Here is a 23,532-nt window from a genome sequence, read left to right on the forward strand (position 1 = left end):
AAATTAATAAATAAAAAAATCTCAGATTAAAATTTAACCTGAGATTTTAAAACTTACACAGTTTATGAGATACTGCCTCTTTAAATAAAAAGAGTGTATTAATACTTGTTAGTATGGTAATGAAAATTCCAAGAAGACCTGTAATTATAGATATTAATTCAGAGTCTGATTGAATTTGTCCAACTAAAAAAGGAATAGAAGCTGAAAATACGATTACTAGTATTTGAGTCTGTAAATAATAATTTTTGTTTATTTTTGATTTATGACCATACCAATTGATTTGGTCGTCAACTCTTTCTGATATGTATTGTTCTTCATTCATAATGACTGATAATTATTCGATATCCACAATGGCGTATATTCCTATTTTAAAAGAATTCTAGATTTGTAAGACTCCAATAGTTTGATCTTAATATTTAAAAATAGAGGTAAGTCTAGCCTTAAGTTTAATTAAAAATTTGAATGATATTAATTCAATCATAGAAAAAAATAAGAAAGAGAGTATCTTAAATTACAATGATAAAAATTCTTTAGGGAAGAATTGGGTTCTTTGAATAATGGAATATAAATATAAGAAAAATATTTTTAAGATTACCTTGGTAAATAATTATAATATGTTGCTTTGCAAAACAATTTATTAATAAAGAATCTAAGCGTTTGATGTGTAAAAAAGATAAAAATAAAATAACTTAAAATTATCAATACATTTAATTAAGATAAATTTGTCCTAATTAAAAAAAAATTTATACATTTGTTTTAAATTAAGTGATTATTATGTTTTCAAAAGCTTGTGAGTATGGTATTAAAGCGTGTATTTTCATTGCGATAAATTCGTATGAAGGGAAGCGGGTGAGTCCTAAAGAAATAGCAGAAGAAATTAATTCTCCACATGCATTTACAGCTAAAATTTTGCAAGCCTTGGTGAGGCAACGTGTGATTGATTCTGTTAAAGGGGCATATGGAGGTTTCGAAGTTAGTAAAAATGAAATTCAACATATTAAACTTGCTCAAATTGTAAAAGCTATTGATGGTGATCGTATTTATAACGGTTGTGGTTTGGGGCTAGAAAAATGTGATGAAAAACACCCATGTCCTGTGCACGATAAGTTTAAAGGTGTGCGGGATGAACTAAAACAAATGCTGGAAAACACGAGTTTAGAAGAACTTGCTCTAAATATAAAATCGGGATCAGCATTTTTGAAACTCTAAAAAAAATTTGAATATAAATAGGATAAGTTTATCCGAATTAAAAAAAAACGTTATGGAAACAGTACAAAAAGAATCACAAAAACAAATAGGGCAGTTTGTAACAGACGATTTTAGAACGGCAGCGGTATTTAGTAATTTCGGGATTGATTTTTGCTGCAAAGGCCATAGAACAGTTGAAGAGGTTTGCGAGAAAAAAGGAATTGATGCCAATGATTTATTAGATAAACTTCAAGCCATTTTAAGCTCTAAAACAGGCGAAACCATTGACTATAAATCCTGGCCATTAGATTTATTGGCAGAGTATATTGAAAAAAAACATCACCGATATGTGGAAGAAAAAATTCCTGTGCTACGTCAGTTTTTAGATAAGTTATGTAAAGTTCATGGTGATCGACATCCAGAATTATTTAAAATCAATGAACTTTTTTCTACTTCTGCTGGAGAATTAGCGAGCCATATGAAAAAGGAAGAATTGATCCTTTTTCCATTTGTAAAAAGAATGGTGAAAGCAAAATTAGAGGCAGGTGCTATTCAATCACCACAATTTGGAACGGTTGAAAACCCCATTGCCATGATGATGCATGAACATGATACGGAAGGAGAACGCTTCAGACACATAGCCGAGTTAACAAACAATTACAATCCGCCTGCTGATGCATGTAATACTTATAAAGTAACTTTCGCTATGTTAAATGAATTTGAAAAGGATTTGCATTTACACATTCACTTAGAGAATAATATTTTATTCCCTGAAGCTATTAAACTAGAACAGCAATTTAATTAATAGCACAGAACATATCTCTGTTAGTTATTGAATAAATTCCGGAAGATTGCTTTTGTGTTTTCCGGATTTTTATTTGCCCTAATACTACAGAACAATTCAATAAAACATACAAAAACTTTGGTTTTTGGGAGCTACATATTTGTTTTAGGTTTTATATTAACAGAACTTATTTTGTTTATTTATGGTATTTTGTTTTACTTGGGGAAAGGGCTGTTACCAAACTTCTATTTTATATTATTTCTATGCAGTATATTCTTGCCTTTGGGTATTTCTAGCTTTATTTTCACCATTTTAAACACTAAAAAATATGTCACATAAACCACTTAAACGCCACAAGGCATTACAACCTTTAAGTAGAGAGCATCACCACGGATTATTATTGTCTTGGAAAATTAGAGCAGGTTTTAGTAAAAATATAGAGCCAGAACGAATAAAAAAGTATGCCGATTGGTTTTTTAAAACTCATTTAATACCACACTTTGAATTGGAAGAACGTTATGTTTTTTCTGTTTTAGAACCCGATAATGAGTTGGTTAAAAAAGCACTGGCAGAACATAGGCTTTTAGAACGTTTATTTGCTAATGATGATTTACCACTGGCATTAAGTAAAATTGAAGAAGCATTGGTTAAACACATTCGTTTTGAAGAACGGGTACTATTTCCTGAAATACAACAAGTAGCTACCGAAGTAGAATTACTAGCCATAGAAAAAATTCATCAAGAATCTGGTTTTGTAGATAATCTTGATGATGAATTTTGGAAATAATTACTCTTTTTATGGTGTGATTTTTATAATCGTTTCAATGGTTTCTTTATTATCAACTCCCAAACCTTCTTGTTGGTGTATTAACTCGCCTTGGGTATTAAATACCGATATGATGTTGGAATGTGAAAAATCTATAGGTGAAATTTCTTTATATTTTACCGATAATACATTAGCAAACTCCCTAACACCACTCACAGAACCTTGTAAGAATGTCCATTGGTTGTTCTGCATACCATTTTCTTTTGCAAAAGCTTTTAGTTTTTCTGGAGTATCGGTTTCAGGATCTATACTCACTAATACAAACTGAATATTTTTTATTTTTTCATCAGGAATTGTGGATTCAATATAGCGCATATCTGCTGCCAAACGAGGACATGCTGCTTTACACGAAGTATATATCATAACCATCACTAATGTTTTACCTTTTAAATCTTTTAGCTGAATAGTTTTACCTTCTTCAGTATTCCATTTTGATGTTAAATTGAATATAGATTCTTCAGAAATAACTCCTGATTCTAAAGTTTTCGGACTATTGGCAACAAGTACCAAGTCCATGTTACAAATTTTGCAACTGCCTGTTTCATTATATGTTTTTTCACCTTCACACTTCATGGGGCATTGATATGCTTGGGCTAAATCACTTGTTGTTTTTTTATCAGATCTACAACTTAAAACATTAGTGATTGTTATTAATATGATTACTATATATCTTGAAATTTTCATAATTTTTATTTTGTTGGAATGTCTTTTACACATCGAAACCCTAAATTTTTCATTGAGTATTTTGCTTTTAAACTGCCACGAATGGCGTATCGCATAAAGGCGGCATAATTCATTAAATCGGTAGCGTTAACGGCGGCACTTGCACAGAATAAATTACTGTCTTTATCTACATCTTTTCTCGATTCTCCTGTTATTAAAACCGAATTAAAATCTAAAGTCCATTCCCAAACCAAACCATGTAAATCATGTACGCCCCAAATGTTTTTTTGATTTTCTCCAATCTTATTTTCGTTAGATCGTGGCGCTTCATACCAAGCTAAAATTTGTTTGTTGTATGAAGATTTAACTCGGGCATCTTTTGTGGTTTCATCAGCCATGGCTACATATTCCCATTCATCAATGGTTGGTAAACGTTTTCCTTGGCATTCACAATAGTCTTTGGCCGCAAACCAAGATATATAAGTTACTGGGCTATCTGGTTTTTCTGAATCCTTTAGTTCTAGATCGTTTTCCCAATTAGTGAGATAGCTCTTATCAACAAATAATTTGATGACTTTAGATTTTTGCCATTTAGGATATTGCTTTATAAAATTCGCATAGTCGGCATTGGTAACAGGAAAGACGTCCATTTCAAAATTTTTAACTTCAACAACGGAAGAATCGCGCCCGTAAAGTGGAATGTAACGGCTTCCTTTAATAGAAACCATGCCTTTAGTCTGTGCAAAAAGTAAGGGTTGAATTATTAATGTCAACAACAGAATAAAGGCTTTATTTTTCATTATAATTATTTTCTGTTTTTCACTTTTTCTACCATGGCTTTAGTAATAACTTTTTTGGAATTGCCCCAACTATTGTATACATAGGTTAATACGTTGGCAATTTCATCTGGAGATAACATTTGGCGTGTCATTACACTATTATATTTTTGCCCATTCACTGTAATTTCACCAGTTAACCCGTGAAGCACAACACCAATTGCCCTATCCACATCCGCATTTAAATAATCTGATTTAGCTAGTGGAGGAAATGCGTTAGGTATGCCTTGACCTTCGGCTTGGTGGCATGCAAAACAGGTTTGCATGTAAGCTTGTTTTCCGAATTCCATTTGTTCTTCGAACGATTTAGCAGGGATTTCTGAAGCAATAATTTCACCAGTTGTTGGCATGGATTGTATACCAGGACCTTCAGGTAAATAAATGTCATCACGAATTTCACCAGAGTAAATTTTCTTATCTTTTTCACCTTCTACTTTCAACATACCTAAAGCCCCTTTATTAAAAGCTCTAAAAATAGAGTGGTCTACTAAAATAAAGGTGCCAGGTACATCGACACGAAACTCTATCATGGCAGCGCCACCAGCTGGGATTAATGTTGTTTGTACATTCTCGTTTATCAAATGGCCACCTTCAATATGTACTCTATCAAATATTTCACCAATAACGTGGAAAGATGATACTAATCCTGGCCCACCATTACCAACAAAAAGTCTAACGGTTTCTCCTACTTTAGCGGTCATGGCATTATCGCCCGTAAGTGCGCCTACTTTTCCGTTAAATACAACGTAGTCGGCTTTTTCATCCACTGCTTTTTGCATATCAAAAGGTTGTAAACCACGTTCGCCGTTTGCACCTTTGGTATAAAAATCACCTTGCATAATATAATATTCTTTATCAACTACTGGTAGTCCGCCTTCTGGTTCTACTAAAATTAAACCATACATACCATTAGCAATATGCATCCCTACTGGAGCGGTAGCGCAGTGATATACATACAATCCAGGGTTTAAGGTTTTAAATGAAAATACTTTTTCGTGACCAGGCGCTACAAACGATGATTCTGCGCCTCCACCAGGGCCAGTTACTGCGTGTAAATCGATATTATGCGGCAATTTGTTATTTGGATGGTTTTGTAAATGAAATTCAACTTCATCTCCCACACGAGTTCTAATAAAACTACCCGGAACGGTGCCTCCAAATGTCCAATACATGTATTTTACACCATCGGTTATTTCACCTTCTTTTTCTAGAATTTCCATCTTAACCACAAGCTTTTTAGCTTTTCTCTTTCCCACCGGTGTTGGTACATTAGGAGGTGATGTTAATTCTGCAAGCATTTCTCTGTTTACAGGAATGTCTACAGCGTTAGCGTAACCTGTTTCTTTTTTGTCGAAGCAAGATGTTAAAAGTAGCATGGTAGCTATTGAAAACCCAAGTATTAAATGTGGCTTTTTCATTTTTTAATGGTTTAAGTGATATTAATTGGTTTATTCTGGAATACTTAATTAAGATGATTTTGTCTTAATTGTAGATTCAAAAGTAAAACCTATATATAAATTATAATATGATATTTATCAGATTTCATAAAATGTTTCAATAAAGCTAAAACTAAATGAATGTGTGAAATTGTAGTGTTTGTGTTTTTTATTAGAGTATTATACAAAGGAATGAATGCATGTAAATGCTACATGATAATTATCATATTTTCAAATAATTGATGTCAGTACATTTGGCAATAAATTATATAGAGATTTAATAATTAGTTATTTAAGTTTATGAAAAACACACATTCCTTCCATGTTCCTGTTATGGGAATTGGATTTACTATAGACACCCCATTAAAGATTGCGCAATATGGTATAGATTCGGTTATTTCTTTAGTTGACGATATTCTATTAGAGAAACTTAGAAAAATGTATAGTGATAAATTTGAACTACCCTATAATGAAATCACTGATAAAATGGAAGATTTTAGAGCCAAAAGAATTACATCTTATTTGAATTTAATAAGTGATTTGGTCGAAAAAAAAATCCAAAATTTAAAAAATGTTTCCATTGAAAAAAGCGCCGAAATTAAAAAGTATATAGCCATGCTTCCAGATGGCTCTACTTTAAAAGCCGAGTTCAATAAACTCACGGGAAGTAATTCTGATATATTAGAACTTAAAAGTTGGGCAAACAAAAATTTAAGCATGGGGCATATTGATGTCAACATTATGACCAAGGTTGATAAGGATAATTATAAAAAAGATGTTAAACTACCAGTAGAATATAATGATGCTCACGCGGCATTAAGAGGTTTTGCTCAAAGTAAACTAAAATCGTCAGTAATACTTTCCGCAGGTATGAATCCTCGTTTGTATGCTTACATGAGTCAGTTTGAAGATTTTTATCCAGATGCAGATGGTAATTTTAACAAGAAAATTATTTTAAAGGTTAGCGATTTTAGATCAGCATTAATTCAAGGTAAGTTTCTAGCAAAAAAAGGGTTGTGGGTTTCAGAATATAGAATTGAATCTGGACTTAATTGTGGAGGCCATGCTTTTGCTACTGATGGGTATCTTCTAGGTCCGGTTTTACAAGAATTTAAAGAAAAACGTGAAGAGCTAAGAGCGTCTATCCAAGTAATTTTAAATCAGGAATTAGAGCATCAAAATCGTATGGTCGTGAAAGATTCTTTACCTATAAAAATTACGGCACAAGGAGGCGTGGGAACAAGTGAAGAGCATGAATTTTTACTTGACTATTACCAACTAGATGCTATTGGTTGGGGAACTCCTTTTCTGTTAGTACCAGAGGCTACCACGGTAGATAATTTAACTTTAAGTAAACTGGTGCAAGCAAAAGAAGCAGATTTGTATTTAAGTGATATTTCTCCTTTAGGCGTGCCATTCAATAACCTTCGAGATAATACTAAAGATGCTGAAAAAGAGCGATTAATTAACAAGGGAAGACCAGGGAGTTCATGCCCTAAAAAGTTTGTTGCGTTAAATAAAGAGTTTAAAGCAACGGGCGTTTGCACAGCATCTAGAGAGTATCAGCATCATAAAATAAAAGAGTTAGATGTCCAAAATTTAACCTCGAGTGAGTATAGCAGTAAGTTTAATAAAATCGTTGAGAAATCGTGTACCTGTGTGGGACTTGGTACTTCGGCTTTATTAGCATATAATTTAGATACTAAGGTTGAAGGAACGGGTGTTTCCATATGCCCAGGACCCAACATGGCATACTATTCTAAAATTATGAGTTTGAAAAACATGACCGATCATATTTATGGCAGAGATAATATGGTAACCAGAACTGATCGCCCAAATTTGTTCATTAAAGAATTAAACATTTATATCGATTATCTAAACACGAAACTAGACGAGCTTAAAGATTCCATGAACAAAAAGGAAGAAAAGTATTTATTGACTTTTACTATGAACATGAAGGAAGGTGTTCAATATTATCAAAGTCTTTTTAATGAATTGACTGATGTATTCAAAAGTGCCAAAGAAGATGTTTTAAATGAGTTAGATAAATGTACACTAACACTACAGCAAATTCATTTAAAAATTGAAGCTAAATCAAAAAATCAACTAACGTTTAACTAAAAATAAATTTTCGGTTTTAAAAATAAGGTTTCTTAAAACTGAAACTAAAGAGTGACTAGAAAATGATAATTATCAAACCTGAGAATTATCATTTTCTCAGTGATATATCTTATCAACCTGTACAATACTTTTGAATATTAAATTACTATGACAGAAAAAAACTGTTTTCATTGCGGAGATTCATGTCAAAATGAAATTGTGAATTTTGACGATAAATTATTTTGCTGCCATGGTTGCAAAACGGTATATGAGATTTTTTATGAGAATGATTTGGGCTCTTATTACGATTTACAATCCACTCCAGGAGCAACACCGAAAGACATAGTAGGGAAGTACGAGTTTTTAGAACAACCAAATATCATCGAGAAACTTACTGAATTTAATGATGGTTCCATTCAAATAGTAACGTTGTACATTCCGCACATTCATTGCAGTTCTTGTATTTGGATTTTGGAAAACCTTAGCAAACTCAATCCTAATATTAACGCATCTCAAGTAAATTTTGGAAAAAAACAGGTGCGAGTTACCTACAAAACTTCAAACTGTTCACTTAAAGATGTTGTTTTACTTTTAAGTAGTATTGGTTATGAACCCTATATTTCATTAGAAGATTATAAAACAGGAAAAACAACCATAAATCGTTCCTTAGTTTATAAAGTTGCCATTGCGGGGTTTGCTTTTGGAAATGTGATGTTTTTATCGTTTCCTGAGTATTTTGAAGTGGGTGAATTTTGGTTGGAACAATACAAGCATCTTTTTAGATGGTTGATGTTTTTCTTTTCATTGCCAGTTGTGTTTTATGCTGGTTGGGATTATTTTATTTCGGCATATAAAGGGTTGCGTTCTAAAATTCTTAACATAGATGTCCCCATTGCGTTGGGTATTGCAGTTTTGTTTATTAGAAGTTCTGTTGAAATTATACTTAATATTGGTTCAGGTTTTTTTGACAGCCTTACAGGGTTAGTATTTTTTCTGCTCCTCGGAAAATTTTTTCAGCAAAAAACCTACCAATTTTTATCTTTTGAAAGAGATTATAAATCGTATTTCCCTATTGCGGTAACTAAAATTGATGCTGAAGGAAAGGAAAGTCCCATTCAGGTTTATGATATTCAAAAAGGAGATCGGTTATTAATACGTAACGAAGAGCTTATTCCTGTAGATGGTATTTTGATGTATGGAAATGCATCAATAGATTATAGTTTTGTTACTGGAGAATCAGAAACCGTCATCAAAAATTCGGGTGATAAACTTTTTGCGGGAGGGAAGCAAACCACAGGTGTTATTGAGGTGGAGGTGCTTCATACAGTAGAGCAAAGTTACCTTACCCAGCTTTGGAGTAATGATGTTTTCAACCAAACCGAAGCTAAAAGTTTCACAACATTAACCAATGTAATTAGTAAGCGTTTCACTATTGGGGTTCTTTCAATAGCAATTATTTCTACTGCATATTGGTTACTCGTAGATGCTTCTAAAGCATTAAACGTGTTTACTTCTGTATTAATTATTGCATGTCCTTGCGCCATTGCATTGGCAGCACCCTTTACCTTAGGGAATGTGTTGAGTATTTTCGGGAAACTTAAATTCTATTTAAAAAACGCTACCGTTATAGAACAATTGGCAAGTATCGATACCCTTATTTTTGATAAAACAGGAACTATTACATCTAGCCTAAAAAATAAGGTAGTTTATGAAGGTGAAACACTTTCAAATTCTGAAGAAATCCTTCTTAAAAACACCTTACGAGGTTCTAACCATCCGCTCAGTAGGTCGCTTTATAATTTATTGGATACACATAATATAGTAACGCTTAATCATTTTGAGGAGCATTTGGGCTATGGTATAGAAGCAAGATATCTTAATAATAGCATAAAAGTGGGGTCTTCAAAATTTGTAGGTAAAATGGAAACATCTACTGTTTTAGATACTTCAGTTTTTATTAGCGCTAATAATCAGTACAAGGGAAAGTTTGTATTTCATTCAAGTTATAGAAAAGGCTTATCTAAACTGTTTAACAAGCTGAAAAAACATTTTGATTTGGTAATTCTTTCAGGAGATAATGAAGGGGAACGCGATAACTTAAAGAGGCTATTACCATCAAAAACAAAACTGATTTTTAATCAAAAACCTAATGATAAGTTGGAATACATCAAATACCATCAATCGGAAGGTGCTAAAGTATTAATGATGGGGGATGGGTTGAATGATGCTGGAGCCTTGGCACAGAGTGATGTTGGTATTGCGCTTTCTGAAAATGTTAATGTATTTTCACCTGCTTGTGATGCTATTCTGGAAGCTTCAAAATTCAATAAGTTATATGATTATATCAAAGCCTCAAAAGCCGCCATCAAAATTATAAAATGGAGTTTTTTGTTGTCGCTACTATACAATAGTATTGGGTTGTATTATGCCGTTACTGGTCAATTGGCACCAGTTATTGCGGCCATTTTAATGCCTTTAAGTTCTATTAGTGTTGTTGTTTTTACAACGATATCCACCAATTGGTACTGCAGAAAATTAAAATAATTCCAAATAAGTCAAACATGACATATATCATATTTTAAAAATGTGTTCCATGGTAGTTTTGCATTATAAACAGATGTAAAATGAGTGCTATTTATATTTTATTAACCATTAGTGTTGTTGTTGCAGTCCTCTTTTTTACCGTTTTTATAATTGCTGTAAAAAAAGGACAATATGATGATAGCTATACACCTTCCGTTCGTATGCTTTTTGAAGATGAACTTGTTAAAGACCAAACAAAATTAACCGTAAAACCTAAAAAGACCAATTAATTATTATGGAAGTACAACAATTCTATTACGACAATAAGATTGTCAAAAAATTCCTAATAGCCACCATGTTATGGGGCGTTGTGGGTATGTTGGTAGGCTTATTACTGGCGTTTCTATTTTTGTTTCCTAACCTTACAGATGGTATTCCTTGGTTGAGTTTTGGGCGATTACGGCCTTTACATACCAATGCTGTTATTTTTGCCTTTGTAGGTAATGCTATTTTTGCAGGGGTATACTATTCAACACAACGTTTACTAAAAGCTAGAATGGCAAGCGATGTTTTGAGTAATATAAACTTTTGGGGTTGGCAATTAATTATTGTCGCCGCAGCGATTTCTTTACCATTAGGCTACACATCATCAAAAGAATATGCCGAATTGGAATGGCCTATTGATATTGCTATTACTCTAGTTTGGGTCGTTTTTGGTTGGAATTTGATAGCCACTATTCTTAAACGCCGCCAACGCCATTTATATGTGGCTATATGGTTTTATATCGCCACGTTTGTAACGGTTGCAGTCTTACATATTTTTAATAGTTTGGAGTTGCCAGTTAGTGGTATGAAAAGTTACTCCGTATATGCAGGTGTGCAAGATGCGTTGGTGCAATGGTGGTATGGGCATAATGCTGTGGCATTTTTCTTGACAACTCCTTTTTTAGGTCTTATGTATTATTTTGTACCTAAAGCTGCGGATAGACCTATTTATTCATATCGCTTATCTATCATCCACTTTTGGTCCTTAATTTTTATCTACATATGGGCAGGCCCTCATCACTTATTGTATACAGCTTTACCAGAGTGGGCTCAAAATTTAGGTGTTGCTTTTTCCATTATGCTTTTAATGCCTTCATGGGGAGGAATGATTAATGGTTTACTAACACTTCGTGGTGCGTGGGATAAAGTACGTGTTGATCCTGTGTTGAAATTCATGGTGGTAGCGATAACAGGTTACGGTATGGCAACTTTTGAAGGCCCTTTACTGTCTTTAAAAAATGTAAATGCTATTGCGCATTATACCGATTGGATTATTGCTCACGTTCACGTAGGTGCCTTGGCATGGAACGGATTCTTAACTTTTGGAATGATCTACTTCTTAGTACCTCGTTTATTCAAAACAAAATTATATTCAAACAGTTTAGCTAATTTACATTTCTGGATAGGCACATTGGGTATCATTATGTACGCACTGCCCATGTATGTTGCAGGCTTTACACAAGCCAGTATGTGGAAACAATTTAATCCAGATGGCACCTTAGTTTATGGTAATTTCTTAGAAACTGTTACTGAAATTATGCCCATGTATTGGATGCGTGCCATAGGAGGTTCATTATATATTATTGGTGTGTTTGTCATGATTTATAATGTTGTAGTAACCATGAAACGCGGTAGCGAAGTAACCGATGAATTGGCTGAAGCTGCTGCATTACAACGAGTATCCAAAAAACGTGCTATAGGAGAGGGATGGCATGAGGTTTTAGAGCGAAAACCAATTCAATTGACAATTGGTGCTACAATCGCCATTCTTATTGGTGGGGTTATCCAAATTGTACCAACCATTATGGTGAAATCTAATATTCCAACAATCTCTAGTGTAAAACCATATACGCCACTAGAACTTGAAGGCCGTGATATTTACATTCGAGAAGGTTGTGTTGGTTGTCATTCACAAATGATACGCCCTTTTAGAGATGAAGTAGAACGTTATGGTGAATATTCAAAAGCCGGAGAATATGTTTATGATCATCCATTTCTTTGGGGAAGTAAGCGAACAGGCCCCGATTTACATCGAATTGGCGCTAAATATTCAGACAATTGGCATTTGAATCATCTTTATGATCCACAAAGTACTTCCAGTGGTTCCATTATGCCAGCATATAAATGGTTGGTAACCGATGCATTGGATAAATCTGATACAGAAAAAAAGATGGAAGCCATGGTGTCTTTAGGTGTGCCTTATACCGATTTTGATATTGCGAATGCACAAAAAAGTATGACAGAACAAGGTGCAACTATTGAAAGCAACCTTTATTCTGACCCAGATTTTGAGAAAAACTATGAAAACGATAAGAAAAATGGTGGTGCCAATTTTATAGAAATGCGCAATCGTGAAGTGGTTGCGGTTATTGCATATTTGCAACGTTTGGGTACTGATATTAAAGTGAAAAATGTAGAAGTTAAAACGACACAAAACGAATAAATCATGTTAAAATTTGTCAAAAACTATATGGATAGTATTGAAGGTATAGAAATCTATCCTATCATCTCATTATTGATTTTCTTTACCTTTTTTGTAGGGTTATTTTGGTGGGTTTTTACAGCCAAAAAAGACTATGTAAGTAAAATGAGTCATATCCCATTAGATAATCAAAACGATAGTAAATTATGAAACACTCACTTCCTTCATATATAAGAGTTCCATTAGTGTTCTTTATCATTTTTGGCAGCATTGAATATTTTGTAGATTCTGGTAACCAACCAGCTTTTTTAAGATATCCAATTATTATGCTGTTTCTATTATTAGTAGTACTTATTTTGATCGCTATAGAAGCCGTTGTGGAAGCGTTGGAAAAAGTGATGTTTGAAAGTTTGGATGAAGCGGCAAAAGCACGTTACTTATCAGTACAAACTAAAACCCCTAAAATGGTTTCATGGGTAAAAAGAACTTATATTAAAATGTTAGGTTCCAAACCTATGGAAGCTGAAGGTGAAATTATTCTCGACCATAATTATGATGGTATTAGAGAATTAGATAACGATCTACCACCTTGGTGGTTATACGGTTTTTACGCATCTATTGTGTTTGCATTTATATATATGTTGCGATACCATGTCTTTAATGGCGATAATCAATATGATGAATTACAAGTTACTTTAGAGCAGGCAAAAGTAGACCTTGAAGAATACAAGAAAACGGCCAAAGATCTGGTAGATTATAATACGGTTGTAGTATCTCTTGATGTTAGTGATTTGTCCAATGGACAAAAGATTTTTCAATCTAATTGTGTCGCTTGTCATATGGCTGATGGTGGAGGTGGTATAGGTCCAAATCTTACAGATACGCATTGGATTTTGGGTGGAGGTATTAAAAATGTATTCCATACCATATCAGAAGGAGGACGTTCAGGAAAAGGGATGATTGCTTGGAAACAAAGCTTAAAACCTTCCGAAATTGCACAAGTGGCAAATTATATATTGTCTTTGCAAGGTACAGTTCCTGCAAATCCAAAAGCTCCAGAAGGTGATATTTGGACATCTGATCAAGCCAAAGATTTAAATTAATAATCGCCTTAATTAGATTCTTAAAAGGAAGAACAATAAAAACGCATGAATACACCAGATAACGAAAGTTTTAGAGATTCTCTTGGCACCATGACCAATGACGGGAAGCGTGCGTGGGTATTTCCAAAAAAACCAAACGGTAAGTTTTATAGTTATCGGAAAACAGTAAGTTATGTGTTATTGGTTTTTTTGATGGCAGCACCATTTGTGAAAATCAATGGTAATCAATTTTTGATGTTCAACATTTTGGAACGTCGATTTAATATTTTAGGATTCCCGTTTTGGCCACAAGACTTTCATTTGTTTGTGCTTTCAATGCTTGTTGGAGTTATTTTTATAGCCTTATTTACGGTTGCTTTTGGGCGTATTTTTTGTGGCTGGATTTGCCCACAAACCATTTTTATGGAAATGGTGTTTAGACGTATTGAATATTGGATAGAAGGGGATAGAGGTGCGCAAATGCGTTTGGATAAACAAGTTTGGAATACGGATAAAATAAAAAAGAGAGGCATCAAATGGTTTCTGTTTTTGGTTATTTCATTTATTATCGCCAACGTGTTTTTAGCTTACTTAATCGGAAGTGACAAAGTTCTTAAATATGTTTTAGAAGGTCCTTTGAATCACTTAAGCACTTTAGTTTCATTATTGATTTTTACAGCTGTTTTCTATTTTGTTTTTGCCTGGTTTCGTGAGCAGGTTTGCATCATAGCATGTCCTTACGGAAGGCTGCAAGGCGTACTACTCGATACTAAATCAATTGTAGTAGCTTATGATTATAAACGTGGTGAAGCTGAAAACGGCAGGAAGAAATTCAGGAAAAATGAAGATAGGGAAGCTCTTGGTTTTGGAGATTGCATAGATTGTTTTCAATGTGTTAATGTGTGCCCTACAAGAATTGATATTAGAAATGGTACGCAGTTGGAGTGTGTGAACTGTACCGCATGTATTGATGAGTGCGATTATATTATGGAAAGTGTCAACCTTCCAAAAGGGTTAATACGTTATACCAGTGAAGAAGATATAGAAGAGAAAAAGAAGTTTGAATTTACACCTCGATTAAAAGGGTATAGTGCTGTTTTACTCATTCTTACTGGTGTTTTAATAGGGATGCTTCTTTTAAGAAATGATGTAGAAGCTAGAGTGCTGCGTTTACCTGGTCAGTTATACGAGCATAAGGAGTATAACATTATTAGTAACGTATTCACTTATAAACTGATTAATAAAACAACCAAAGATGTTAACGATATCAGTTTTAAATTACGAAAATATAAAGGCACTATTAAAATTGTTTCAACAGAAAAAACATTTGTAGTTCCATCACAAGGTCTTGCAGAAGGAACCCTATTTATAGAATTGCCGCAAAGTGAATTGGATGGCGATAAAAACAAACTGATGATAGAGGTTTATAGTGGTAAAGATTTGTTAGAAACCACCACGGTAAACTTTTTAGGACCACGTAGTTACAAGTAAATTTTAATAAATAACACTAAAAATAATAGCATATGAAATTCAATTGGGGAACAGGTATTGTAGTGGCATTTGTGGGCTTCATAAGCTTTATATTGTATTTTGTTATTACAATGAGTACCAATAAAAAGTATGAACACGACTTGGTTATAGAAAATTATTACGGACAAGAATTGGAGTTTCAAAATGCTATCAATAAAGAAGTTCATTCCCAAACATTAAAGCAGGATATTATTTGGAAACGCACCTCTGAAGGTTTGCTTATTGAGTTTCCGGAAAACTTCAAACCCGAAGATATTTCAGGAACAATAGCTTTATACAGACCATCGAATAAACTGTTTGATTTTGAAATTGTCATAGCATTATCAAATCATACTATTTTAATAACAGATAAACGTTTGTTGAACGGACGCTGGAATTTAAAGGTTGATTGGAAAGTGCATGGTGAAGCTTATTTATACAAAAAAGAAATTATTTATTAAAATGTTGTGGTCGTCATTCATATTTGGAATATTAGGAAGCTTTCACTGCGTGGGAATGTGTGGGCCAATTGCCTTTATGTTGCCTGTAGACAGAAGTCATTCTTTTCGAAAAGTAATCCAAATAGGGACTTATCATTTAGGGCGCTTGTTAGCTTACAGTTTGATAGGGTTGTTTTTTGGCTTGGTAGGTAAGAGTCTTTACATTTTTGGAATGCAACAACAACTCTCTATCATCATTGGAGTCTTAATGATTGTTGTAGTGCTCATGCCAACAAAAATATTCAACAACTACAATTTCTCAAAACCACTTTATACATTTATTTCTAAAATAAAATCGGCTTTAGGTAAAGCGTTAAAAAAGAAAACCGTCGATACTTTTTTAACAATAGGTTTTCTTAATGGGTTTCTCCCATGCGGGTTGGTTTATATGGCGGTATTCGCATCTTTAACCATGCAAAATGCTATTGAAGGTAGTTTGTATATGGCACTTTTTGGTTTAGGAACCATACCGTTAATGACTTCAGCTATTTATCTGGGTAAATTTCTGAATGCTAAAGTGAAACAGCGCATTCAAAAAGCGGTACCTGTATTTGTGGTTCTTATGGGTGTTTTGTTTATTCTTCGAGGTTTAGGCTTAGGTATTCCTTATATTTCTCCTGCTCCTGTGCAAGAAATGGTTTCAGGAGCCTTGAACTGTCATTAAAGCATGAAAAAAGGGATTATTTTTTATAAACAGTCCCTTTTCCAAGATTAGTCTCCCTTTTATTTTATTAAATTTTAAATGTTATTACCGGTAAGTTGGCGTGGTTTGCAACGTCTTCGCCAATACTTCCTTCTAAAAAGTGTGCTAAGCCTTTTTTGCCATGTGTAGGTATGGCAATAATATCGGCACCTACTTTTAAAGCAAAGTTTATAACGCCTTCTTCAACAGTATAATCAGATACGTAATGTACGTCGTTCATTCTATCCAGGTTTGTACCGGCTTTGGTGAAAAAATTAACGACACTTTTTTCAATTTCTACAGAAGTTTTAAAACGCTCGTTGGGTAAATTCACATAAACCATATATATTTTAGAATTCATTTTCTCGAACATTTTAATGGCATTTTTATACGGATTGATAGATTCTTCTGTAAAATCGCAAGCAAATACTACCGATTCAAAATTAATATCCTTTAATTTGTTTTTTATAACCAAAACCGGAATATCAGCATTTCTAACCACACGTTCGGTATTGGAACCAACAAAAAACTCTTTAAAACCACTAGAACCATGAGAACCCATTATAATAAGGTCGGCATCGTTTTTTTGAGCCACATCATTAACTTCACTAAAAACTTTAAAATGTTTAATAATTGGTGTTACTTTCACATCCTTTAAATAATCTTTCTTTAAAAAAGTTTCAAACTTTTGTTCAGATAATTTGTAGAAATAAGCTGCCTTTTCATATTGAAGGCCATCGGATGTTGTTAGCATGGTATCGGACATTTCTAACATATGCAAAGCCAGTACCTCTGCGTTGTATTTTGTTGCAAGTTTTGCTGCCACGTGCAAGGCATTTTCTGAATGTTCGGAAAAATCGACAGGTACAATAATTTTTTTCATCTGTTTATGTTTTAAATTAAATAGTCATTGAAAACAGTTGTGTGTCGGGTTGTTTTCGTTGCAATAATAAATCGAAAGCCATACAAATATTTCGAACAAATGGTTGGCCTTTGGTGGTTACTTTAATAGAATTTGAAAGTATATGCAGTAACCCATCTGCTTCCATTTCTTTTAATCGAATTAAAACTTCTGGAAGCTTATTAAAATATAACGCATCGTGTGTCCAGGATGTTTCAAATTGGCACATCAAATTCAGGATGTGTTTTCTAATTGTGAGATCTTCATTATTTAAAATATGACCTCGATATACTGGAATGATATTGTGCATTATTAAATCGTAATATGCTTCAAGTCCTTTTACATTTTGTGAAAATCCATACCAACTATCACTTATGGAAGATACTCCAAGTCCAATCATAACTTTGGTTTTAGATGCCGTATACCCCATGAAGTTCCTGTGTAATGTTTTGTTTTTCATGGATTTGTATAATGAATCGGTTTCTAAAGCGAAATGGTCCATGCCAATATCTTTATAGCCTGCTTTCGCTAGTAGTGATTTTCCTAATTCGTATTGTTGGTGTTTGGTTTCAGGCGATGGTAAATCGTTATCATTAAATCCGCGTTGTCCGTTGCCTTTTATCCAAGGTACATGGGCGTAGCTGTAAAAAGCAATACGGTCTGGTTTTAATTGGTTAGTTCTGTTAATGGTTTCCTCTATATGTGTCATAGTTTGAAAGGGCAATCCAAAAATAAGGTCATGGCCAATAGAGGTGTATCCAATTTGTCTCGCTTCCTCGGTTACACGTTTTACATTTTCAAAAGGCTGTATGCGATGAATGGCCTTTTGTACGGTTTCATTATAATCTTGAACCCCAAAACTAACACGTCTAAAACCTAAATTAAATAGGGTTTGTAGGTGTGATTTTGTTGTGTTATTTGGATGGCCTTCAAAACTGAAATCATAATTCTCAGCAAGAATTGCTTTATTCAATAGACCATTAATCAGTATTTCTAGATTGTTTGAAGAAAAAAAAGTGGGTGTTCCACCGCCTAAATGCAACTCTTTTATTAGTGGCTTGGTATCGAACAAATCACAGTATAATTCCCATTCTTTTAATACCGCATTTATGTATGGCAATTCCACTTCATGGCGTTTGGTGATGCGTTTGTTGCAACCACAAAAAGTACATAAACTTTCGCAAAATGGTAAATGAATGTATAGACTAAGACCTTCTTCGGTATTACTTTCATTAAAGGATTTAATGAGTGAATTTTTCCAATTTTTTAATGAAAACGTTTCATTGTTCCAATAAGGTACAGTGGGATAGCTGGTGTATCTTGGGCCAGCAATATTATATTTATTAACTAAAGAAGTGTGCATAGTAAGCGTTTTTAATATTCAAAATTAGCGTACTATTAGAACTCAAACTATGATAAAAATCAGTTAGTTCTTTTTACTTTCTATGTATCGTGCATTACCAAAAAAGGAATGTCGGTGTGGTAGCTAATGTTTTTAATTTTTGAATGAAAAAGAATTTGTTGAAAGTAGTTTAAGTTTTTTGCTACCATGGCAATTATAGTAGTGTTTCGGCTTGCAATAAAGCTTTGAATGGCTTCTTCAATTTTAGAATTGGTTAACTGATGAAAGCTTTTAGTATACGGAGTAAAATACTCTTCCAACAGGTCTTTGTTACGTTGCTGGGTTATGCTTAATAAGTCGTTTTTTTTACTAATGTGAACCACACTTAAAGCCGATTGGTAGCGTTCTAAAATTTCGGCAATTGGTTGTAAATGCCCAAGTTCATAGGATAATGAATAATCAGTAGGAAATGCAATTTCTTTAATAGGCGTGTATATGGCATTCTCTGGAATTATTAATGTGGTACATTTTACTTTCGTAATTACATCACCAGCGTTACTCCCAATTAATAATTTTTTTAATCCTGTGGCACCTTTAGTCCCCATAACAATGGTATCAATTTTTCTTTCATAAATGTGTCTTCTAATGGTTTCAATGAAGGAGCCAGTATCTGAAAGTGTGAAAAATTTATGTGAATTGTTTCTTGGGAATTGTTGGCTAATACGTTTAATAAACTGCTTTAAGTGTTCTTTAGCGTTAGTTATATAAGTATCATTTAAAACACCCGTAGAAACCCCGTAAACGGAAGGTGTTGTGTTATTAGCGCTTGCTTTATCTACATGTAACAAATAAAAATGACAATCCATTTTCTCATAAAAATGAATGGCATACACTATGGCATTCCATGAATTTTCAGAAAAATCTGTTGGCAATAAAATATGTTTCATTGTAATTGGGCCTTATAACGATACAAAGCTATAATTACAGTAAATTTTAAAATATGATAAGTGTCATGTTTACCAATTTAAGGTAAATAGGTTTAGTGAATATCCTTTAATTTTTGAATATCTAAAATTTTAATGGTACGCCCTTCAATATCAATCAATCCTGATTTTTTAAAATTTGAAAGCGTTCTTATTAAAGATTCGGTAGCAATACCAGCGGTACTAGCCAAATCGTTTCTTGAAATTTTAATGGAGTCATTTGGTTGACGATTCAGTTTATCGGCAAATTTTAGAATGGTATTTGCGGTTTTTTTATTAACAGAACTATATGCCATTTGTAAGAGCTGATCTTTAATGCTGGTTAAATCATCCGTTAATAATTGAATCAATTCCAAAGTTACTTTATGGTTGTTATTTAGAACATCTTTAAGCTGGTCTTTTGAAATACCAACTAACTCTAACGATTTTATAGCGATGGCGGTTTCTTGATAAGGTATATTTTGGATAAAAGACGTATATCCAAACAAATCATCCTCAGTATGTAATGCGGTAGTTAATTCTTTGCCTTGTTCATCAAACTTGTAGCATTTTGCAGCACCTTTGCTAATTAAATAAATATAGTTACTGTTTTGGCCTTCTTCATAAACAGTATCGCCTTTTTCGATTGAAAACTGCTGACCGTTATCTTCAAAGAAATTTTTAAGATCGTTTAGGGTGCGTAACTCATCTTCAACGTTGGTGTTACTATTTTTTAGAAGCTCATTTTCCTCGTTTAAAATAGCAACTTTTGCCAAACGGCTGTCTATAGCACTTACAAGTTCGTCTTCAGTAAAGGGTTTGGTAATATAATCATCTGCCCCCATATCCATACCTTTTCGAACATCTTTACGTTCGGTTTTGGCTGAAAGAAAAATAAAAGGAATAAAACGCGTTGCACTGTCTTTAGACAAGGCTTCTAAAACGCCATAGCCATCAATTTCAGGCATCATAATATCGCAAACTATAATGTCTGGAAGTTGTTTTTTTGCAACTTCAATACCAATTTTACCATTAGGAGCTGTTATAACTTCAAAATTTGAAAGCTCTAACAATTCTGCGGTGTTCTCTCTTAAAATAACATCGTCTTCTATAAGTAGTAAACGTTTCATGGGGTAAATTGGTTTGGGATGGTTATAATGAAATTTGAGCCTTTGTTTTCTTCACTTTCAAATGAAATATGGCCACCTAAATTTTCTAAATGGGTTTGTACAATGTTTAAGCCAATACCAGTGCCATGTGTTAACAACGCGTTTTCAGCCCTAAAATAACGATTGAAAATATTTTTTTGGTCCTTTTCAGGAACGCCCATACCATTGTCAATCACTTTAAAAGTAGTTTCGGTGTTGTTTTGTTTAATTTCTAGGTAGATAATGGAATGCTCTGGCGAGTATTTTATGGCGTTGTGAATTAAATTAGATAAGGCCAGTTCCATTATCTTTTCGTCTTGTATTAACGATAAATCATCAATATGCTCGGGGTATTTTATTTGCTGGCCTTCTTTTAAAAGCATATTGGCATTATAAACAACCTCATTAACAATTTTACTGATTTTAAAATTTGAATATTTATAGTCTACTTTCCCCAGTTCCAGTTTTTCCAAAGAAAGAAAATCGTTAAGTATGTTGTTAAGGTAATGTACTTTCTCTGTAATAGTCTTAATATGCTTATCGCGCTTTTCTTGCTGTTCTGATAATTGGTATTTACCCAATAACATGGCAGAGGTTAAAATACCACTTAAAGGCGTTTTAAACTCATGTGAAACCAATGACAGAAATTTTGTTTTAAGTTCGTTTAATTCAATTTCTTTTTGGAGCGCTTTTTTTGTTTTATTTTCAGCGTCTATCCGTCTATTGTTTTCTATTTGGAGTTCTTCGTTTAGTGTTTTTAATAGTAAAACAGAATCATTAAGTTCCTTAGTGCGTTTCTCAATTTTTAATTCTAGTTCAGTATTTAATTCCGTTATTTTTCGTTCGTGTTCCTTTCTAACAGAAATATCAATAACCAAAGCCATAACGTAGTCTTTGTTTTCTAACTGAAAAGGATTTAGTCCAGCTTCTACTGGAAATATGCTTCCATCTTTACGTTTGCCAAAAATATCCCTGCCATGTCCCATTTGGCGGCGTTCTTGGTCTTTCATAAAACCTTTAAAATGTGCAGCGTGAGAAGGGTGGTAGTTATTCGGTATTAATACATTAAGATGTTGACCAATAAGCTCATGACGGTTGTAACCAAACATCTTGTCTGCCGACGCATTGGTTTCGGTAATGGTTTGAAGCGCATCAACCACTACAACACCTTCTGAAACCGAACCTAATAAAACATTAAAAACATCGTGCTCTTTGGTAAACATAGACTTAGGTATGAAATGTGATAAAATGAAACAATGTTTTAAGGTTTTTTGTAAAGAGACCTATTATAATAAATGCTGCAAATGTGACAAATATCATTGAACAGGTTTTAGTTTACTAGTAATTTTATAACAAAAATAAGGAAAATGATTTTTAACGACAGCTTATTCGGGAAATCAATCGTGAAAATTATAAACTAAAATATCAAACAAATGATACAGAACATTGAAGAGAAAGAAATGAGATTTATTTTGGAGAACAATTATGTTGGTCAATTAGGTTATGTTTATCAAAACAGACCTTTTGTAGTACCCATTACATATTATTTTGATAAAGAGAGAAATGCTGTTATTTGCTACTCTGGCGATGGCCATAAAATGAAAGCCATGAGGAAAAATAAAGACGTTTGCCTTCAAATAAGTGACATAAACACGGTAAACGATTGGAAATCTGTATTGGTACATGGAAAATTTGAACAACAATTTGGAAGTAATGCCAAAGCTTGCTTGCATCAATTTTCATTGGGAGTTAAAGATCTTATCATGGAAAAAGAAAAGGCCGTACTAGATTTTATTCACGAATTTTCGAGCAAGGTGAGTGATGAAGGTCATGCCGTCGTTTTTTTAATTGAGATAGAGGAAATGACAGGGAAAAAGAGGAATACTTAATTCTTATTTTATAACTACCAAACTTGTTGAAGAGTGTACGCTCTAAAAACTTTATTCGTATTCCTGAAGCACTAATTTAAAGTTAATTACAATGTTTTCAGACACTACAATTAGACCTAATATTTTTTTTGGTGCTTCTAGGTTGAAATCTTTAATATTCAATTTAAGGTCTCCTTTAATTATCCAATTTTGATCTTTATCGTATGCTATTTTCATATGATAGGATTTAGATTTTCCTGCTAGTTCTATTTCTAATAAAGCATCAGCAGTATTCTTTTTGTTTGGATATAGTTTGATTTCTTTTAATTTAAGTTTGATTTTAGGGTAAATATCAGATTTCAACAATCCATGAAAATCTCTGTTGATTCCTTTTCCACCACAATCAAAACCATTGTTTTCTAGAATTAACGTCGATTTTTCAAATTTTATAACATCATTTACACTTTCATAAAGGATAGGAATAGGTGCATCTATATTTTTTATGTTGTATATACATTTAAAGTCGGTAACATTACTTATGCCTGTAATATACAATGTGCTTTTAGGCGTAATGAGTATAGATTTCCTGTGTTTTAGTACTTTTGTTGAAGAAAAAGAAACCATTAAAAGAAATGATAAGATGAAACTGAATCTTTTCATGACATAGTAGTTTAATTATTTGATTATGAAAATTAAAAAAAAGCCAATCTCATTT

The 23,532-nt window shown here is 33.2% G+C and carries 23 protein-coding genes; 13 read left to right on the top strand and 10 right to left on the bottom strand.

What is annotated here, in order from left to right; all coding sequences use genetic code 11:
- Positions 1-46 precede the first annotated feature (46 nt).
- Positions 47-322 (bottom strand): DUF4231 domain-containing protein, encoded by a 276-nt coding sequence (locus Q5N74_RS02745; protein ID WP_304387175.1) that lies wholly within the window; start codon positions 320-322, stop codon positions 47-49.
- Between the two features lie 452 nt (positions 323-774).
- On the opposite strand from Q5N74_RS02745, the gene Q5N74_RS02750 reads away from it, so the two are divergent.
- From Q5N74_RS02750 to Q5N74_RS02760, 3 genes are all read left to right on the top strand, one after another.
- Positions 775-1,209 (top strand): Rrf2 family transcriptional regulator, encoded by a 435-nt coding sequence (locus Q5N74_RS02750; RefSeq protein ID WP_304387176.1) that lies wholly within the window; start codon positions 775-777, stop codon positions 1,207-1,209.
- A 52-nt stretch (positions 1,210-1,261) separates the two neighbouring features.
- On the top strand, positions 1,262-1,993 hold the full coding sequence (gene ric, locus Q5N74_RS02755) for an iron-sulfur cluster repair di-iron protein (protein ID WP_304387177.1): 732 nt from the start codon (positions 1,262-1,264) through the stop codon (positions 1,991-1,993).
- Positions 1,994-2,300: 307 nt separating this feature from the next.
- A complete protein-coding gene (locus tag Q5N74_RS02760) occupies positions 2,301-2,759 on the top strand; it encodes a hemerythrin domain-containing protein (RefSeq protein ID WP_304387178.1) in 459 nt (152 codons plus the stop codon).
- A gap of 9 nt (positions 2,760-2,768) precedes the next feature.
- Here Q5N74_RS02760 and Q5N74_RS02765 read toward each other — a convergent pair whose 3' ends face one another.
- The 3 genes from Q5N74_RS02765 to nirK are packed head-to-tail and all read right to left on the bottom strand — an operon-like array spanning position 2,769 to position 5,715.
- A complete protein-coding gene (locus Q5N74_RS02765) occupies positions 2,769-3,482 on the bottom strand; it encodes an SCO family protein (protein ID WP_304387179.1) in 714 nt (237 codons plus the stop codon).
- 5 nt (positions 3,483-3,487) lie between these two features.
- Complete coding sequence (locus Q5N74_RS02770) at positions 3,488-4,261, bottom strand: formylglycine-generating enzyme family protein (RefSeq protein WP_304387180.1); 774 nt, start codon at positions 4,259-4,261, stop codon at positions 3,488-3,490.
- 5 nt (positions 4,262-4,266) lie between these two features.
- A complete protein-coding gene (gene nirK, locus Q5N74_RS02775) occupies positions 4,267-5,715 on the bottom strand; it encodes a copper-containing nitrite reductase (protein ID WP_304387181.1) in 1,449 nt (482 codons plus the stop codon).
- Between the two features lie 318 nt (positions 5,716-6,033).
- Here nirK and Q5N74_RS02780 point away from each other — a divergent pair, with 318 nt between their 5' ends.
- The 9 genes from Q5N74_RS02780 to Q5N74_RS02820 all read left to right on the top strand — a co-directional run bounded on the left by Q5N74_RS02780 (position 6,034) and on the right by Q5N74_RS02820 (position 16,578).
- Positions 6,034-7,854, top strand: a complete 1,821-nt coding sequence (locus Q5N74_RS02780) for a hypothetical protein (protein ID WP_304387182.1) — start codon at positions 6,034-6,036, stop codon at positions 7,852-7,854.
- A 147-nt stretch (positions 7,855-8,001) separates the two neighbouring features.
- Complete coding sequence (locus Q5N74_RS02785; protein ID WP_304387183.1) at positions 8,002-10,377, top strand: heavy metal translocating P-type ATPase metal-binding domain-containing protein; 2,376 nt, start codon at positions 8,002-8,004, stop codon at positions 10,375-10,377.
- Positions 10,378-10,457: 80 nt separating this feature from the next.
- Positions 10,458-10,646 (top strand): cbb3-type cytochrome oxidase assembly protein CcoS, encoded by a 189-nt coding sequence (gene ccoS, locus Q5N74_RS02790; protein WP_304387184.1) that lies wholly within the window; start codon positions 10,458-10,460, stop codon positions 10,644-10,646.
- A gap of 5 nt (positions 10,647-10,651) precedes the next feature.
- On the top strand, positions 10,652-12,844 hold the full coding sequence (gene ccoN / locus Q5N74_RS02795; RefSeq protein WP_304387185.1) for a cytochrome-c oxidase, cbb3-type subunit I: 2,193 nt from the start codon (positions 10,652-10,654) through the stop codon (positions 12,842-12,844).
- Positions 12,845-12,847: 3 nt separating this feature from the next.
- Positions 12,848-13,033, top strand: a complete 186-nt coding sequence (locus tag Q5N74_RS02800) for a CcoQ/FixQ family Cbb3-type cytochrome c oxidase assembly chaperone (RefSeq protein ID WP_304387186.1) — start codon at positions 12,848-12,850, stop codon at positions 13,031-13,033.
- A complete protein-coding gene (locus Q5N74_RS02805) occupies positions 13,030-13,926 on the top strand; it encodes a cbb3-type cytochrome c oxidase N-terminal domain-containing protein (RefSeq protein ID WP_304387187.1) in 897 nt (298 codons plus the stop codon). Before Q5N74_RS02800 ends, Q5N74_RS02805 begins: the two co-directional genes overlap by 4 nt.
- A gap of 45 nt (positions 13,927-13,971) precedes the next feature.
- Positions 13,972-15,396: a cytochrome c oxidase accessory protein CcoG gene (gene ccoG, locus Q5N74_RS02810; protein WP_304387188.1), complete on the top strand. Its 1,425-nt coding sequence runs from the start codon at positions 13,972-13,974 to the stop codon at positions 15,394-15,396.
- A gap of 32 nt (positions 15,397-15,428) precedes the next feature.
- The gene (locus tag Q5N74_RS02815; protein WP_304387189.1) at positions 15,429-15,875 is read left to right on the top strand and encodes a FixH family protein; all 447 of its coding nucleotides are present in this window, start codon (positions 15,429-15,431) and stop codon (positions 15,873-15,875) included.
- 1 nt (position 15,876) lies between these two features.
- Complete coding sequence (locus tag Q5N74_RS02820; protein WP_304387533.1) at positions 15,877-16,578, top strand: sulfite exporter TauE/SafE family protein; 702 nt, start codon at positions 15,877-15,879, stop codon at positions 16,576-16,578.
- A 67-nt stretch (positions 16,579-16,645) separates the two neighbouring features.
- On the opposite strand, the gene Q5N74_RS02825 is transcribed toward Q5N74_RS02820, so the two are convergent.
- The 5 genes from Q5N74_RS02825 to Q5N74_RS02845 all read right to left on the bottom strand — a co-directional run bounded on the left by Q5N74_RS02825 (position 16,646) and on the right by Q5N74_RS02845 (position 22,172).
- The gene (locus tag Q5N74_RS02825) at positions 16,646-17,479 is read right to left on the bottom strand and encodes a universal stress protein (protein ID WP_304387190.1); all 834 of its coding nucleotides are present in this window, start codon (positions 17,477-17,479) and stop codon (positions 16,646-16,648) included.
- A 16-nt stretch (positions 17,480-17,495) separates the two neighbouring features.
- Positions 17,496-18,860, bottom strand: coding sequence for an oxygen-independent coproporphyrinogen III oxidase (gene hemN / locus Q5N74_RS02830; RefSeq protein ID WP_304387191.1), 1,365 nt, complete (start codon positions 18,858-18,860; stop codon positions 17,496-17,498).
- An 80-nt stretch (positions 18,861-18,940) separates the two neighbouring features.
- On the bottom strand, positions 18,941-19,786 hold the full coding sequence (locus tag Q5N74_RS02835; RefSeq protein WP_304387192.1) for a universal stress protein: 846 nt from the start codon (positions 19,784-19,786) through the stop codon (positions 18,941-18,943).
- Positions 19,787-19,878: 92 nt separating this feature from the next.
- Complete coding sequence (locus Q5N74_RS02840; protein ID WP_304387193.1) at positions 19,879-20,931, bottom strand: response regulator; 1,053 nt, start codon at positions 20,929-20,931, stop codon at positions 19,879-19,881.
- Positions 20,928-22,172, bottom strand: coding sequence for a PAS domain-containing sensor histidine kinase (locus tag Q5N74_RS02845; RefSeq protein WP_304387194.1), 1,245 nt, complete (start codon positions 22,170-22,172; stop codon positions 20,928-20,930). The genes Q5N74_RS02840 and Q5N74_RS02845 overlap by 4 nt, the downstream gene beginning before the upstream one ends.
- Before the next feature lie 210 nt (positions 22,173-22,382).
- On the opposite strand from Q5N74_RS02845, the gene Q5N74_RS02850 reads away from it, so the two are divergent.
- Positions 22,383-22,838: a pyridoxamine 5'-phosphate oxidase family protein gene (locus tag Q5N74_RS02850; RefSeq protein WP_304387195.1), complete on the top strand. Its 456-nt coding sequence runs from the start codon at positions 22,383-22,385 to the stop codon at positions 22,836-22,838.
- A 51-nt stretch (positions 22,839-22,889) separates the two neighbouring features.
- Here the strand turns inward: Q5N74_RS02850 and Q5N74_RS02855 are convergent, their stop codons facing one another.
- Positions 22,890-23,477, bottom strand: coding sequence for a hypothetical protein (locus Q5N74_RS02855; protein WP_304387196.1), 588 nt, complete (start codon positions 23,475-23,477; stop codon positions 22,890-22,892).
- Positions 23,478-23,532: the final 55 nt, after the last annotated feature.

Source organism: Mariniflexile sp. AS56 (genome assembly GCF_030552475.1).
In the GTDB taxonomy this organism is placed as follows: domain Bacteria; phylum Bacteroidota; class Bacteroidia; order Flavobacteriales; family Flavobacteriaceae; genus Mariniflexile.

Bases quoted from the DNA above. Each gene is read 5' to 3' on its own strand.
- Q5N74_RS02745 (WP_304387175.1), bottom strand. From the start codon at position 322: ATGAATGAAGAACAATACATATCAGAAAGAGTTGACGACCAAATCAAT.
- Q5N74_RS02750 (WP_304387176.1), top strand. From the start codon at position 775: ATGTTTTCAAAAGCTTGTGAGTATGGTATTAAAGCGTGTATTTTCATT.
- ric (WP_304387177.1), top strand. From the start codon at position 1,262: ATGGAAACAGTACAAAAAGAATCACAAAAACAAATAGGGCAGTTTGTA.
- Q5N74_RS02760 (WP_304387178.1), top strand. From the start codon at position 2,301: ATGTCACATAAACCACTTAAACGCCACAAGGCATTACAACCTTTAAGT.
- Q5N74_RS02765 (WP_304387179.1), bottom strand. From the start codon at position 3,482: ATGAAAATTTCAAGATATATAGTAATCATATTAATAACAATCACTAAT.
- Q5N74_RS02770 (WP_304387180.1), bottom strand. From the start codon at position 4,261: ATGAAAAATAAAGCCTTTATTCTGTTGTTGACATTAATAATTCAACCC.
- nirK (WP_304387181.1), bottom strand. From the start codon at position 5,715: ATGAAAAAGCCACATTTAATACTTGGGTTTTCAATAGCTACCATGCTA.
- Q5N74_RS02780 (WP_304387182.1), top strand. From the start codon at position 6,034: ATGAAAAACACACATTCCTTCCATGTTCCTGTTATGGGAATTGGATTT.
- Q5N74_RS02785 (WP_304387183.1), top strand. From the start codon at position 8,002: ATGACAGAAAAAAACTGTTTTCATTGCGGAGATTCATGTCAAAATGAA.
- ccoS (WP_304387184.1), top strand. From the start codon at position 10,458: ATGAGTGCTATTTATATTTTATTAACCATTAGTGTTGTTGTTGCAGTC.
- ccoN (WP_304387185.1), top strand. From the start codon at position 10,652: ATGGAAGTACAACAATTCTATTACGACAATAAGATTGTCAAAAAATTC.
- Q5N74_RS02800 (WP_304387186.1), top strand. From the start codon at position 12,848: ATGTTAAAATTTGTCAAAAACTATATGGATAGTATTGAAGGTATAGAA.
- Q5N74_RS02805 (WP_304387187.1), top strand. From the start codon at position 13,030: ATGAAACACTCACTTCCTTCATATATAAGAGTTCCATTAGTGTTCTTT.
- ccoG (WP_304387188.1), top strand. From the start codon at position 13,972: ATGAATACACCAGATAACGAAAGTTTTAGAGATTCTCTTGGCACCATG.
- Q5N74_RS02815 (WP_304387189.1), top strand. From the start codon at position 15,429: ATGAAATTCAATTGGGGAACAGGTATTGTAGTGGCATTTGTGGGCTTC.
- Q5N74_RS02820 (WP_304387533.1), top strand. From the start codon at position 15,877: ATGTTGTGGTCGTCATTCATATTTGGAATATTAGGAAGCTTTCACTGC.
- Q5N74_RS02825 (WP_304387190.1), bottom strand. From the start codon at position 17,479: ATGAAAAAAATTATTGTACCTGTCGATTTTTCCGAACATTCAGAAAAT.
- hemN (WP_304387191.1), bottom strand. From the start codon at position 18,860: ATGCACACTTCTTTAGTTAATAAATATAATATTGCTGGCCCAAGATAC.
- Q5N74_RS02835 (WP_304387192.1), bottom strand. From the start codon at position 19,786: ATGAAACATATTTTATTGCCAACAGATTTTTCTGAAAATTCATGGAAT.
- Q5N74_RS02840 (WP_304387193.1), bottom strand. From the start codon at position 20,931: ATGAAACGTTTACTACTTATAGAAGACGATGTTATTTTAAGAGAGAAC.
- Q5N74_RS02845 (WP_304387194.1), bottom strand. From the start codon at position 22,172: ATGTTTACCAAAGAGCACGATGTTTTTAATGTTTTATTAGGTTCGGTT.
- Q5N74_RS02850 (WP_304387195.1), top strand. From the start codon at position 22,383: ATGATACAGAACATTGAAGAGAAAGAAATGAGATTTATTTTGGAGAAC.
- Q5N74_RS02855 (WP_304387196.1), bottom strand. From the start codon at position 23,477: ATGAAAAGATTCAGTTTCATCTTATCATTTCTTTTAATGGTTTCTTTT.